11 protein-coding genes and 1 pseudogene are annotated in these 13,851 nt (G+C 72.5%); 7 read left to right on the forward strand and 5 right to left on the reverse strand.

Translation table 11 applies throughout. From position 1 onward, the window contains the following. The 3 genes and pseudogenes from MXD95_RS00005 to MXD95_RS00015 all read left to right on the forward strand — a co-directional run. Positions 1-213, forward strand: a pseudogene (locus MXD95_RS00005) (hypothetical protein); the annotation flags it as partial. 296 nt (positions 214-509) lie between these two features. Beyond that, complete coding sequence (locus tag MXD95_RS00010; RefSeq protein WP_250638608.1) at positions 510-1,439, forward strand: AAA family ATPase; 930 nt, start codon at positions 510-512, stop codon at positions 1,437-1,439. Between the two features lie 14 nt (positions 1,440-1,453). After that, complete coding sequence (locus tag MXD95_RS00015) at positions 1,454-2,749, forward strand: DUF58 domain-containing protein (RefSeq protein WP_250638400.1); 1,296 nt, start codon at positions 1,454-1,456, stop codon at positions 2,747-2,749. Between the two features lie 135 nt (positions 2,750-2,884). On the opposite strand, the gene MXD95_RS00020 is transcribed toward MXD95_RS00015, so the two are convergent. Further along, positions 2,885-3,895 carry a stage II sporulation protein M gene (locus tag MXD95_RS00020; protein ID WP_250638401.1) on the reverse strand — a complete coding sequence of 337 codons (1,011 nt, stop codon included), beginning with the start codon at positions 3,893-3,895 and terminating at the stop codon, positions 2,885-2,887. A gap of 233 nt (positions 3,896-4,128) precedes the next feature. Between MXD95_RS00020 and MXD95_RS00025 the strand changes: the two genes are divergently transcribed. Together MXD95_RS00025 and MXD95_RS00030 are read left to right on the forward strand one after the other, a co-directional pair. Further along, positions 4,129-4,926 (forward strand): RDD family protein, encoded by a 798-nt coding sequence (locus tag MXD95_RS00025; RefSeq protein WP_250638402.1) that lies wholly within the window; start codon positions 4,129-4,131, stop codon positions 4,924-4,926. A gap of 766 nt (positions 4,927-5,692) precedes the next feature. After that, on the forward strand, positions 5,693-8,092 hold the full coding sequence (locus MXD95_RS00030; protein ID WP_250638403.1) for a transglycosylase domain-containing protein: 2,400 nt from the start codon (positions 5,693-5,695) through the stop codon (positions 8,090-8,092). A 40-nt stretch (positions 8,093-8,132) separates the two neighbouring features. Here MXD95_RS00030 and MXD95_RS00035 read toward each other — a convergent pair whose 3' ends face one another. The 4 genes from MXD95_RS00035 to MXD95_RS00050 form a co-directional block, all read right to left on the reverse strand. Further along, positions 8,133-9,332 (reverse strand): SIS domain-containing protein, encoded by a 1,200-nt coding sequence (locus MXD95_RS00035; protein WP_250638404.1) that lies wholly within the window; start codon positions 9,330-9,332, stop codon positions 8,133-8,135. Between the two features lie 6 nt (positions 9,333-9,338). Continuing rightward, the gene (locus MXD95_RS00040) at positions 9,339-9,542 is read right to left on the reverse strand and encodes a Trm112 family protein (RefSeq protein WP_250638405.1); all 204 of its coding nucleotides are present in this window, start codon (positions 9,540-9,542) and stop codon (positions 9,339-9,341) included. Then, positions 9,542-10,900 (reverse strand): phosphomannomutase/phosphoglucomutase, encoded by a 1,359-nt coding sequence (locus tag MXD95_RS00045; RefSeq protein WP_250638406.1) that lies wholly within the window; start codon positions 10,898-10,900, stop codon positions 9,542-9,544. Before MXD95_RS00045 ends, MXD95_RS00040 begins: the two co-directional genes overlap by 1 nt. 239 nt (positions 10,901-11,139) lie before the next feature. Beyond that, positions 11,140-11,565 (reverse strand): DUF3499 domain-containing protein, encoded by a 426-nt coding sequence (locus tag MXD95_RS00050; RefSeq protein ID WP_250638407.1) that lies wholly within the window; start codon positions 11,563-11,565, stop codon positions 11,140-11,142. A 382-nt stretch (positions 11,566-11,947) separates the two neighbouring features. On the opposite strand from MXD95_RS00050, the gene MXD95_RS00055 reads away from it, so the two are divergent. Beyond that, positions 11,948-12,418: a metallopeptidase family protein gene (locus MXD95_RS00055; protein WP_250638408.1), complete on the forward strand. Its 471-nt coding sequence runs from the start codon at positions 11,948-11,950 to the stop codon at positions 12,416-12,418. A gap of 54 nt (positions 12,419-12,472) precedes the next feature. Continuing rightward, positions 12,473-13,822, forward strand: a complete 1,350-nt coding sequence (manA, locus tag MXD95_RS00060) for a mannose-6-phosphate isomerase, class I (RefSeq protein ID WP_374121920.1) — start codon at positions 12,473-12,475, stop codon at positions 13,820-13,822. Positions 13,823-13,851 lie beyond the last annotated feature (29 nt).

Genomic DNA, 13,851 nt, shown 5'->3' on the forward strand with positions numbered 1-13,851 from the left:
CGGCGCGGGCGGGCCGGCCACCCGGCGCCGGCCCCCCCCCCGCCCCCCCCCCCGCGCGCCCCCCCCCCCCCCCCCCCCCCCCCCCCCCCCCCCCACCGTGCACCTACGGCCCGGCGGAGGCGGCCGGTCAGCGGGACCGCACAGCAGGATCGAGCGCTGATGGCCCTCGCCGAGGCACTCGACGATCTCGACCGACAGATAGGTGAACGGTGAGCTCCCCGAACATCGACACCCCGCCGCCTACCGGGGCCACGCCAACCGGGGTGGGGCCCAGCGGCGTGCCTCCGGGCGCTCCCGACGGGACGAAGTCCGTCCCCTATGGCTCGCAGGCCACCGCCGAGGGGAGCAAGGCCACCGCCGAGGGGGCCGGCGCCGCGGACGGCGGCCGGGGAGGGTCGACCGTGCGCCAGCCCGGTCCGTTCCCGCCGGGAAGCGCGCCCTCGCACCGCCCTCCGCCGAGTGGTGAACGCGCGGTCGCGGCACCGGATCCGGATGCCGCTCGGCGTGCGCTGATCGCGTTGCGTGGCGAGGTCGCCCGGGCAGTGGTGGGCCAGGACGCCGCCGTCAGCGGCCTCGTCGTCGCCCTGCTCTGCCGCGGCCACGCCCTGCTCGAAGGGGTGCCCGGAGTGGCGAAGACGCTGCTCGTGCGAACCCTGGCGACCGCGATGTCGCTGGACACCAAACGGCTGCAGTTCACCCCTGACCTGATGCCTGGCGACGTCACCGGCTCGCTCGTCTACGACAACCGCAGCTCCGAGTTCACCTTCCGCGAGGGGCCGGTCTTCACGAACCTGCTGCTCGCCGACGAGATCAACCGCACCCCACCGAAGACACAGGCAGCGCTGCTGGAGGTGATGGAGGAGCGTCAGGTCAGCGTCGACGGGGTGCCCCGGCCGCTCCCCACACCGTTCGCGGTGCTGGCCACCCAGAACCCGGTCGAGCACGAAGGGACCTATCCGCTGCCCGAGGCGCAACTCGACCGGTTCCTGGTGAAGGTGACCCTGCCACTGCCCCCGCGCGACGACGAGATCCGGGTGCTTGCCCACCACGCCGGTGGGTTCGACCCCACGAATCTCGCCGCCGCCGGAGTACGCGCCGTCGCCGGGGCCGCCGATCTGGCCGCGGCGCGGGCAGCGGTCGGTACCGTCGCGGTGCATCCCGATGTCCTCGCCTACATCGTGGACCTCGCTCGGGCCACCCGGACGGCGCCCAGCGTCCAGCTCGGGGTGTCGCCACGCGGCGCCACCGCGCTGCTGGCGACCACGCGGGCCTGGGCGTGGCTGTCCGGGCGGGGCTATGCCACGCCGGATGACGTCAAGGCGCTGGCCCGGGCGACGCTGCGACACCGGATCAGCCTGCGGCCCGAGGCCGAGCTCGACGGGGTGACCGCCGATGTGGTGCTCGAACAGGTGCTGGCCACCGTCCCGGCGCCCCGGTAGCGGGCGGCGGGACGGTGGCGATCAGCGGCCGTGCGGTCACGCTGGCGCTGTGCGGGGTGCTGCTCGTCGTGCTCTCCCCGGCGCCTGGCCTGACCCTGGCGCTGGTCAACCTGCTGTTCGTGGTGCTGGTCGCTGCCGACGTGGCGCTCGCCGGGGCGGTGCGCCCGCTCGCGTTCAGCCGGTCCGGCCCGACGGCGACTCGGCTCGGTCAGCCGGTGCCGCTCGTACTCGCTGTCGCCAACCACGGCACGCGCACCGTGCGCGCCCAGATCCGCGACGCCTGGCCACCGTCCGCGGGAGCCCGGCCGCGTATCCACCGGGTCGTGGTACCCGCCGGGGAGCGTCGGTTCCTCGAAACCGCCCTGACGCCGACTCGACGCGGCGACCGCGAGCCGTTCCGGATCACGGTGCGTACGTTCGGGCCGTTCGGGCTCGCCGGGCGCCAGGGCAGACATCACTGTCCGTGGCGAGTCCGGGTGCTGCCGCCGTTCACCTCGCGCCGGCAGCTGCCCGCGGCGCTGGCCCGGCTGCGGGAGATCGAGGGCGAGGTCGCGATCCGCGGGGCCGGGGCCGGCTCGGAGTTCGACAGTCTGCGCGACTACGTCATCGGCGACGACGTCCGACTGATCGACTGGCGGGGCACCGCACGTCGCGGCGCGGTGGTGGTCCGGGCATTCCGGCCCGAGCGGGATCGGCGAGTCGTCTGCGTGCTGGACACGGGTCGCACCTCGGCCGGCCGGGTCGGCGACACTCCGCGGCTGGACCATGCCCTGGACGCGGCCCTGCTGCTGACCGCGGTGGCGCTGCGGGCCGGCGACCGGGTCAGTCTGCTCGCCCACGACAGCGTGCCGCGGGCCGTCCTGCCCGGCTCCCACGACCAGGCCTACCTCGCCCGGGTCAGCGACGTGATGGCCGGGCTGGAACCCGCGATCGTGGAGGCCGACCACACCGGAATCGTCACCAGCGTTCTGCGCGCGACGTCCCGGCGCAGCCTCGTCGTTCTGTTCACCGAGCTTTCCCCGGCGGTGATCGAGGAGGGCCTGCTGCCCGCTCTGCCGACCCTGACCTCGCGGCACACCGTCGTCGTCGCCGCGCTGCGCGACCCCCGCCTCGACGAACTGGCCGCCGGCCGCAAGGACGTCCGCGCCGTGTACACCGCCGCGGCCGCCGAGCAGACCCGCATGCGCCGCCGTGAGCTCACCGAGACGCTGCGCCGACGTGGTGTGGAGGTCGTCGACGCGCCGCCGACCAGCTACGCGGCGGCCGTCACCGACGCCTACCTCACCCTGAAATCCCTCGGCCGGCTCTGACTGTCGTCCACGACCCCCCAGGCCTTTCACCCACGATATTCACTGGCAAGGCAACCGATCAGCAGGTCCTGAGACCCTCGGGCGCCCCGGGCGAGACCATATCCACGATGGCCCCAACCTTCCGAGGACGCGGGGTCAGACGACGGGGGCGAGATCGGCGGCGCCGTGGTCGGCGTCCAGGTCGGCCGTCTCCCCGGCGGCAGCGGCCCGCGAGCCGTACAGCACGACGTAGGCAACGAAACCCGCCCAGGCCAGCGTGCCGATGCCGAGCCGCACCACCGTGGGCAGCCCGGAGGGAGTCACGAATGCCTCGATGGCACCGGAGACCGCCAGTGCCAGCGCCGCGCCCAGCACGATCGGCACCGCCGCCCGGCCCTCGGCCGCCAGTGCCTCGAGCCGCCGACGAGGCCCCGGTGCGATGATCGACCAGCCCAGGCGGAGCCCCACAGCCCCCGCGATGAAGACCACGGTGAGTTCCAGCAGGCCGTGCGGAAGGATGAGGCTGAAGAACTGACCGCTCTGGCCGCAGCCCGCCATATAGCCGCCGACCACCCCGACGTTCACCGCGTTGGTGAGAAGCACCAGCAGGGTGGGAATCCCCAGTAGTGCCCCGCTGGCCACCGCCGCGGCCGACACCCAGGCGTTGTTCGTCCACACCTGGCTCGCGAACGACGACGCCGGATTCTCCGAGTAGTAGGACGCGAAGTCGGAGCGACACAGCTGCTCCACCGAACTCGGCGGAACCACCCCGGCTCGTGCCTGCGGGTCGTTGACGATCCACAGGGCGATGACCACCGACAGCATCACCGACCCGCCCGCCGTGGCCAGAACCCACCAACGCCGCTGGTAAACAGCCAGCGGAAACGTGACGGTGAGGAAGCGGCCAAGAACATGCCAGCCGGGGTCGGACGCCCCGGCGACCGCCGCTCGGGCTCGGGTGACCAGATTCGTTAGGTCATCAACCAGGTGCGTGTCGTATGACCGGGTGCGGATGACCGAAAGGTGGGTCGCGGTCCGCTGGTAGAGGTCGACCAGTTCGTCGAGTTCCGCCGGCCGCATCCGGCGCGGACGGCTGGCACGGTCCACCAGCTGCCCGAGGCGGACCCATTCCGGTCGGTGCACGGCGACGTACGCATCGAGATCCATGACCGCCCCATCCTTTCAGACGGCAGGCGCGCGGATCGGACAGATCGCCCCCACCGGGTCCCGGCCGACACCGTAGGCTCGGGGCTGATCGCACATCGGGATTCCGGGAGCCGCCGCATGACGATGCCGGACCATGTCGATGCCCGACCGGACGAGGCGTGAGTCAGTCGGTGCGCGGCGCCCCGCCCTCCCCGTGGGCGCCGGGACCCCGGCGGGCATCGGAGCGCCCGGCGATGGGCGTCGACACGATCATCACCGGCGAGGCCGTCGCGATCGACCTGCGGGTGGCGCGGCTGGGCTCCCGGCTGGTCGCCGGGCTGCTCGACCTGTTCGCACAGTTCTACCTGCTGAGTCTGCTGGGGGCACTGGTCCTGCTCGTGGTGCGGCCCGGCGACGACGCGCTGGCGGCCGCGATGGTCCTGCTGACCTACATCACGGTGGTGATCGGCTATCCGGTGGCCTGCGAGACGCTCAGCCGCGGGCGGACGCTCGGCAAGATGGCACTGGGGCTGCGGGTCGTACGCGATGACGGCGGTCCCATCCGGTTCCGGCACGCCTTCGTCCGTGGTCTGCTCGGCGCGGTCGTCGAGCGACCCGGCATCCTCATCGGCCTTCCGGCGATCCTCTGCATGATCAGTTCGCGGACCAGCAAGCGGCTCGGGGACGTGTTCGCCGGGACGGTCGTCCTGCAGGTCAGTGTGCCACGCACGGTCGGCGCGCCACCGTACGTCCCGCCCGCCCTGCTCGGCTGGGTCAGCCTGCTCGACCTGTCCGGGCTGGACGACTCGCTGGCGCTGCGCACCCGGCAGTTCCTCAGTCGCGCGCACGGTCTGTCCGCACCCGCCCTCGAACGCCTCGGTAGCGGCTTGGTCCAGGAGATGCGGGCGGCGGTCACCCCGCCTCCTCCGCCGGGAACGCCGGGCTGGGCCTATCTGTCGGCCGTGCTCGCCGAGCGTACCCGGCGCAGCTACGTGCGCCTGATCGCGCAGCGCTCGGCGACCCAGCCCCGACCCGCACCCCGCGGATACTGACCGCGCCGAACTACGAGGTCTCCCGACCTGGGGACACAAGCCCATCGGAGCCCCACACCCTTAACGTCACCTAAACAAACGAGGGAAGACCGCACACCGGGCCACCGCCGGTTGGCTCCGTCCGGAATCCCTCGTCTACCGTTACCTGCGGTATCGGACCGTCCCGGCCAACCGGAGCGAAATTAGGTGTCCGCCCCGCCGGTGGCCGGGGGCAACGGTGCCAGGAAGCGACCAAGCACCGGCTCGCGCATGCTGGTCTCGCGCGTGCCGGTCCGCGGTCGGACGAAGATCCGACAGACACGAAGATCCGATCAAGATGGGGATCCGGCAAAGCGGCCGGCCCGCCGAGGGGGTGACGTCGACGTCTGGCAGACGGGAGTCGAGCACTCCATCCCAGGCCACGCCGGCAGCAGACGCAACGCCGTGCGCGGAAGCGGAATCAGCCTCATCACAGGCGGGGTCGGCGCGGGCGGGATCGGCCACCGGGCCAAAGCGCGCCGGCTCGGCAGCCGGGTCGCCGCGCAACGGGGTGGCGAGCGCCGTGCCGCCGCGGGCTGACGGCAGGCCGCGTGCCGGCGCGGCCGAGCGGGTGGCCACACCACCCCGCCCGGCCTCGGCCCGCCCGGCCTCATCCGGCGCCGCCCCTGCCGTGGGGTCCCCGACCGCGGCAGGGCCTTCGCAGCCGACGGCAGCCGTGGCGACCGGCATCGCACCGCGTTCCACCGAACCCCGGGATTCTCGAGACACCGGCGGGTTCGCTCAGGACATGTTGGGCTCCCGGGACCCCGCGGTCGGGGCCGACGGCAGCGCCCGTGCGGGCGGCGGGGCAACAGGATCCGCCGCCAAGCCGGCGGGGTATGCCCGGCCGCCCGTGAACCGACGGGTCGTGCTACGCAAGACGGCGCTGACCACCGGTGCGCTGGGCTTGGTCCTCGCGCTGCTCGCACTGCCCCTGGTGGGCGCCCTTGGGCTGTTCGCGAAGGGCAGCGCTGATCATTTCCTCGGCCTGCCCAGTGAGCTGATCACTCCGCCGCTGCCGCAGAGCTCGAAGATCCTCGCGTCGGACGGCACGGTGATTGCGACGCTGAGCGGCGCGGAGAACCGCGTTGTCGTCGATGGCAAGGAGATTCCCAAGGTCATGCGGGAGGCGATCGTCTCGATCGAGGACTCCCGGTTCTACGAACACGGCGGGGTGGACCCGCAGGGCGTGCTGCGTGCCGCGCTGCGCAACAGCGAGTCCGGCAGCGTCGCGCAGGGCGGTTCGACGCTCACCCAGCAGTACGTCAAGAACGTTCTGCTGCAGAACGCCCGGACTCCCGCGGAACGTGAGATAGTCGCCGGCGACTCGCTCGACCGCAAGATCCAGGAGCTGCGGTACGCGCTCGACATCGAGAAGCGGCTGTCCAAGGACGAGATTCTTGAGCGGTACCTGAACATCGCCTACTTCGGCGACGGCGCGTACGGCGTGGGGACGGCTGCCGAGCACTACTTCGGCACGTCGATCGCCAACGTGAACGTCGAACAGGCCGCGATGCTCGCCGGCCTGGTCCAGAGCCCGTCGCGGTACAACCCGGCGGCGCATCCGGAGGCGGCCCTTGCCCGTCGCAACACCGTGTTGGACAAGATGGCCGAGAACACGTACATCACCGCGACACAGGCGGACGCGGCGAAACAGGTGCCGTTGAACGTGGTGCCCGCGCCGCCGCCGACCGCGGACTCGTGCGCGGCGTCCACCGCACAGTTCTTCTGCGACTACGTCCGCACACAACTTCAGGCGAGCCCGGCGCTCGGCAGCACCCTCGACGAGCGCAACCGGCGCATCTACGAGGGCGGCCTGGTCATCCGCACCACGTTGGACCTGCAGGTCCAACAGGCGGCGCAGGAAGCGGTGAACTCGACGATCGCCACCACGAACCGGGTGTCGGCGACCGAGGTCGTCATCCAGCCGGGTACCGGCAACATTCTGGCCATGGCGGTCAACCGGGTGTACGGCTCCGACACGGCCGCGAACCAGACCGTGGTCCCGCTGCCCACGAACGCCACGTTCCAACCGGGTTCGACGTTCAAGACGTTCGTTCTGGCCGCCGCGCTCGAGGCTGGATACGGAACATCAACCGCTTTCTACTCGCCATCCTGTTATGTCAGTCCGAAGTTTCCGTTGGACCGTGGGGAAGGAGACTGCCCGAAGGGGTACTCGAACTCCGACCCAGCCGAGGCCGGCGTCTACGACATTTCCCGGGCCACCTGGGACTCGGTGAACACGTTCTACGTCCAGCTGGCGGAGAAGGTCGGTATTCCCGCGGTCGTGGAGATGGCCAAGCGGCTCGGGGTGAGCCCGCCGCAGGTGGACAAGATCGGCCCCACCGATGGCGCGACCGCGATCGGCGGCGGCCAGTACATGTACGTCTCTCCGCTGCAGATGGCCGACGCCTACGCGACGATCGCCGGCGGTGGGCTGCGCTGCACGCCACGATTCGCCACCAGCGTGCTGGACTCGAGCAAGGACTCACTGGACGTCGCCAGGACGCCGCAGTGTGAGCAGGTGCTCAGCAAGGGCATCGCGGACACGGTGACCAGCGTGCTGGCCGGCGTGCCCTTGCACGGCACCGGTACCAATGCGGCGATCGGGCGGCCCTCGGCCGGCAAGACCGGCACCACCGACGAGTACTCGGCGGCCTGGTACGTCGGGTTCACCCCGCAGATGACGGCCGCGGTCTCCGTCGGTGACCCGTCGGGCGCGGAATCGCACCCGCTGCGCAACGTCGTGGGGGACGGGCGGACCTGGGCACGGGTCTTCGGTGGCGACCTGCCCGCGATCATCTTCGGCAGGTCGATGCGGGCGGCCCTCGCGAACCAGCCCGTCGAGCAGCTACCCGGCGCCGACCCGACGGTGGCCCGCGGCACCAAGGGCGGCCTGCAGAACACCCCACCGCCGCCAGCCACACCCACTCCCGCCCCGGGTATGGCTGACCTCTTGCAGAACCTCGGCCAGCAGTTCGCACCCGGCGCCGCCGGCAATCCTCAGACTGGCCAGAACGGCGGCGGCGCCGATGGCGCGGGCCAGGGCGGCGGCGGCGCAGCCGGCGGCCAGGGGGGCGGCGGTCAGGGGGGCGGCGGCCAAGGCGCAGGCGGCGGTCAGGGGGGCGGCGGTCCGGGCAGGCGTTGATGCCCAGGCGGTGACGTCCCCTACAGATGGACGGTGGTCGTCAGTGGCCGAGGCCGTGGGCGGCGAGGGTCTGGGCGGGGTCGACACCGAGCGCGAGAGCCAGGTAGAGGGCGGTGAAGTCGAACAGGCCGAGGACGGCAGCGAGCCGCTCGACCGGGTCGGCGCCCTCGGCGCGTAGCTCGGTGACCCGGATCCCACGCTCGGCCGCCACGGCGACCACCGCCTCTGCCTGGCGGATGGTCTCGACCCGCTCGGCACCCGGGTCACGCAGCAGGACCAGCCGCAGGCGCAGCGGCGGCTCGGAGTCCTCGGCCCGGTCACGGAAGAAATCCTCGAGATCGTCCGTGGCCCTGCCGACCCCACTCCCGATGCCGATGCCGGCACCGGGCTCTGATCCCACGCCGCGTCCGGCGCCCGTCCCCGCTCCGAAAGGCCCGTCGAACAGGCCGATCTGGAGGTGAGCCGGGTGCGGCAGCCCGCCGGCCAGCGCCGGATACCTGGCGATCGCCGCAAGCTGTGCCACGGCCCCACGCGCGGCGACCGCTGTCACGGCCGACGTGCCCCAGACCAGTGGCAGGTTGCCCGCAAGCTCCAGGGCGAGGGTCTTCGCCGGGTTGACGAACGACTCGCTGGACGAACGGCACCGGGTGGCGACGTCCTCCAGCCGGACCGCCGCAGCCTCGATCGCCGTGCCCTCGATCCGCAGCACGCCCAGGGCACGCGCGGCGACGAGCAGCGGCACCGTGAGCGACCACAGCACGGAACTCGCCGGTCGTGCGCCGGGCAGCGGCACCCAGGGGGCTCCCACGACGGCGGCGAGATGGGCCAGCGGCGTGTCGGGCGGCGCGACGATGGCGAGGCGGGCCCCGCGGCGGTCCGCCTCCTCGACGGCGGAGAGCACCTCCGCCGAGGTCCCGGTCGGGGACACCGCGAGAACCACATCGGCGACGCCGACCCATCCCGGCAGCCCGTGCGCATGGTGGCCGAGCACCGGCACGGGACTGGCCGGCCCGGCCACCGCGGCGAGAATGTCGGCAGCCAGGGCCGCGCCGCCCACCCCGACGACCAGGAGCGCTCGGGGCCGGCCGTCCGCGGCGAGGCGGGCAAAGCCGGATTCCTGCGCGAGCACGGCGCTGTGACGGATCTGCGGGCCGGCCGAGGCGATCTGCGGCAGCAGATCCGCAACGCTGCCAGCCTCAAGCCGGGCGGGGTCGTCGAGTGCAGCCTCGTCTATGTACACGCCGCGTCAGTGCGACGCTGTCGCGGCGGTGCCGGAGAACGGAACGGCCTCGTCCAGCAGCATGACCGGGATGTCGTCCCGAACCGGGAAGGCCAGGTCACAGGCGAGGCAGACGAGCACGGGCGCGCCGTCGAGCTCGTCGGGCCGCAGCTCACCATGTTTGCTGCACGGGCAGGCGAGAATCTCCAGCAGCAGCGGATCGAGACTCATCAGGCTTCCCTTCGGCTCCGGACCAGCGCGAGGATATCGTCGCGCAGACCGCTCATCGTCGCATCATCCGGGCCCTCGACGTTGAGCCGCAGCAACGGCTCGGTGTTGGACGGGCGCAGGTTGAACCAGGAGCCATTCGTGAAGGTGATGGTCAGCCCGTCCAGATGGTCGACGGTGTCCGCCGAGGGCGCATAGACCTTCTCCACCTCGAGCATGGCGAACGCGGCGTCGGCGATCTCCGAGTTGATCTCGCCGGAGGCGCTGTACCGGGCGTATCCGCCGAGCAGACCCGACAACGGCCCCGCCTGCTCACCGAGCGCGGCAAGGACGTGCAGGGCGGCGAGCATCCCGGAGTCGGCGCGCCAGAAGTCGCGGAAGTAGAAGTGGCCGGAGTGCTCGCCACCGAAGATCGCGCCGGTCCGGGCCATCTCCGCCTTGATGAACGAGTGGCCGACCCGGGTCCGTACCGGGACACCGCCGCGCTCGGCCACCAGCTCCGGCACGCCCCGACTGACGATCACGTTGTGAATGATCGTCCCACCCGGCTCCCGGGCAAGCTCACGATCGGCGACCAGCGCCGTGATGACCGACGGGGAGACGATCTCCCCGCGCTCGTCGACGACGAAACAGCGGTCGGCGTCGCCGTCGAAGGCAAGCCCGAGGTCGGCACCCGACTCGCGCACCGCCGCCTGCAGGTCGCGCAGGTTGGCCGGCTCGATCGGGTTGGCCTCATGGTTCGGGAAGGTGCCGTCGAGCTCGAAGTACAGCGGGATGACGGTGAGCGGCAGGCCCGCGAACGCCGCCGGGACGGTCAGCCCGCCCATGCCGTTGCCGGCGTCGACGGCGACGGTCAGCGGCCGGATGCCAGCAAGATCCACCAGGGTGCGCAGGTGGCGGACGTAGTCGGCGAGCAGGTCCCGCTCGGTGATCGAGCCGAGCCGACCGGGGCCGACGGGCACGCCCTGCTCGACCAGCGCGCAGATCTCGGCGAGCCCGGTCTCCTGGCCGATCGGCGCGGCGCCGGCCCGGCACATCTTGATGCCGTTGTACTTCGCCGGGTTGTGCGAGGCGGTGAACATCGCACCCGGGATGTCCAGGGAACCGGCAGCGAAGTAGAGCAGGTCAGTGGACCCCAGGCCCGCCATGATGACGTCCGCGCCCTGCTGCGCCGCGCCCTGCGCGAACGCGTCGGCCAGCGGCACCGAGGACTCCCGCATGTCATGGGCCGTCACGATCCGCTCGGCGCCAAGCAGCCGCACGAACGCGGCCCCGGTGGCGCGCGCGACGTCCACGTCGAACTCGGCCGGGACGACCCCCCGGACGTCATATGCCTTGAAGATCCGCGAGAGGTCACGCATCGGTCCCCGCCCTTCGCCTGGCTGTCCCCCACGCCGGTCGTGAGCACACCCGCCGTGACCCGACCCGTGGTGGAACCCACGGGCGAGCGAGTGCTCCGGCACACGCGGCGCCTGCCGCCGTCCGGCACGACGATATCCGGCGCCTCCGACAGTGCCGGGGCCGGACCCGACGAGGCCCACGCCCGGGACAACGGGCGGGCACCTCGGCCCATGGTCCGCCGCGACCCGCCCGGTTCACCTCAGGACGGGCTGGGTACTGCCCGCAGGTGTCCGCGCCGGCCTCCGGGACCGGGCGCGCTGCCGCCACCCTGTGGGCCGTGCGGACCAGGACCGCCGTGGGGTGGCGGCTCGGGACCACGGCGAGGCGACTCGGGCCCCCTCCGGGAGGCTTCCCGCACAGCGTCCGCGAGGGCCTCCAGGTCATCCCCGGCCACCTCGCGGCCGCCCTCGGCCGGCGCCGCCTCGACCTCTGCCTCAAGCCGGACGACGGCCCAGCCGAGAGGCACGGTGAGCCGGTCGGCATGCGTGCCACACAGGTCGTACGAGTGCGGCTCGACGTACGGAGACAGAGGCCCCAGCACCGCGGTTGATTCGGCATAGGCGTACGTGAGCGTGGCAACCGCGGCTGCCGAACAGGCCGAGCGGGAGCAGCGCCGAGGCTTCACGTTCCGGACGGTAGCCCCCGGAACGGACGACGGCCACCACCTATCGTCGTGTCGCGTGACGCGAGGCTGAATCGTCACGCGTTGTCAACCGATTCATTGCGGCCCGCATCCGATCCCCCGCGCGACAGGGGTGCCTCACGGGATTTCGAGATCGTCAGGCTCATGGAACCTCCTCGGTCAGGGAGGGACTCTGGGGTGGTTCGGGTGGTTCGGGTGGTGTGGGTCCCACGGTTGCATGGCCGGTCGCGGCCACGCGCGAGCGACCGGTCGGGGCCGACGGCCGGCGCCGGACGGACGCCCGCACGCCCCGGAAAGTGCCGAGGTGGGCAGGCGCCCGACGGAGGTCGGTCGAAGTCCCGTCCCCAAACGCTACGCTCACTGGGTGACCGACCTCGAGCGGTTCCCGTCGGCCGCCCAGCCGATTCGCGTCCGCCGTCGCCGCGACCGGCGCGGCCGGGGCGTGCGCGGCATGCTGCTGCCGTCCGACGTACCTGCCTACGCGACCCGCGGCGACCGCTTCGACGACTTCGTGCTGGACGCGGTGGAACACCTCGACCACCGCTGGTCGGCCGAGCTCGCAGACGTCGAGTTCGCCGTCGAGGACGTGCCGCCGATCGCGGTCGGCGACGAGGAGATCCCACTCGCGAGATTCCAGCCGGCCACGGGAAAGGGCCGGTCAGCGACCCCGCAGCGGATCGTCGTCTACCGTCGACCGATCGAGGCCCGCACCGTCGACAACGAGGAGCTCGCCGAGCTGGTCCTCGACGCGATCATTCACGAGGTCGCCGAGATGATGGGTGTCGACCCCGCCGTGATCGACCCCGAGGGCCACGGCTGGGGCGAGGAGGACTGACCGGATGGCGCCCGGTGACGGTGACCGCCGCCGCGCACATCCCCGAGGGAGATCGTGACCAGGAACACCCCGCCCCCGGTGCCCGTTCGTGTGCCGCCGAGGGCGCCTGAGGGCACCACCGTCCGCCCGTCCGGCGGCCACGCCGCCGATGCCGGAGCCCGGGCCAGGGCTCGCGCCCGTGTGCTGCCCCTGCGCGGCGTGAGGCAGACGTACGCCTGGGGCTCGCCGACCGCCATCCCGACCCTGCTGGGCATCCCTGCGAGCGGCGAGCCAGTCGCCGAGCTCTGGCTCGGCACGCATCCGGTGGCCCCGAGTCTGGTCGAGACCGCCGCTGGGCAGCGGCCGGCCGCCGAACTGGTGGGCGTCCTGCCGTTCCTGCTGAAGGTGCTGGCCGCCGACCGGGCGCTCTCGCTGCAGGTGCACCCGGACGCCGACCAGGCTCGGGTGGGTTTCGCGGCCGAGGAGGCGGCGGGCCTCGCCCTCGACGATCCGGCGCGCCGCTACCGGGATCCCAACCACAAGCCTGAGCTCATCGTCGCGCTGACGCCGTTCCGGGCGCTCGCGGGCATCCGCGACCCCCGGTGCACCCTCGCGGTCGTCGCCGGCTTCGGCGTGGCCGCGCTCCAGGACGCCTTCCGCCCGCTGGCCGCCGAGCCGCGCGCCGGCGCGGCCACCGTCCTGCGCACCCTGCTGACCATGCCCGCCGCCCCCGCGGACGTACTCATCGCCGAACTGGTCGCGTCCGCCACCCGCCTGCGCCACGCAGGCCCCGGTGCCGCCGGTGCCGCCGGTCATGATCTTTCTCGGGCCGCCGATCTGGTGGGCCGGCTCGCCGCGGCCCATCCGGGCGACGTCGGCATCGCGGCCGCGCTGCTGCTCAACGACGTCACGCTGCGCCCCGGCGAGGGGTTGTTCCAGCCGGCGCGTCTGCTGCACGCCTATGTCGACGGATTGGGCCTAGAGATCATGGCCGCCTCGGACAACGTGCTGCGCGGCGGCCTCACCCCCAAGCACATCGATGTCGACGAACTGCTGCGGACCCTGGACCCGGCGCCGAGTAACGCCCCGGTCCTGACCGCCCGCACCCTCGCCACCGGCCCCGGCGGACGGCTGCATGGCTGGGACGTCCCCGTCGCCGACTTCGCCCTGACCGAGGCCGTCTGCACCGGCGGCGAACTGCCGGTAGGCCGCCCGACGGTGCTGCTCGCCGTCGAGGGCGAGACCACGGTCCGGCTCACGGCACCAGCGGACGAGCCCGCCAACCAGGATAAGACGGACGGCGCAGCGCCGGATGGCACGGCGCCGTTCACGCTGCGTCGCGGCGAATCGGCCCTGGTGACATCCCCGGCCGACGTGACCCTTTCCGGCCACGGCCACGTGTTCCTCGCCGGCCCGGGCCGCTGACCTGGATGCGTCACCATCATGGAACCTTC

The sequence above is a fragment of the Frankia sp. AiPa1 genome, from assembly GCF_023243075.1.
Taxonomy (GTDB): domain Bacteria; phylum Actinomycetota; class Actinomycetes; order Frankiales; family Frankiaceae; genus Frankia.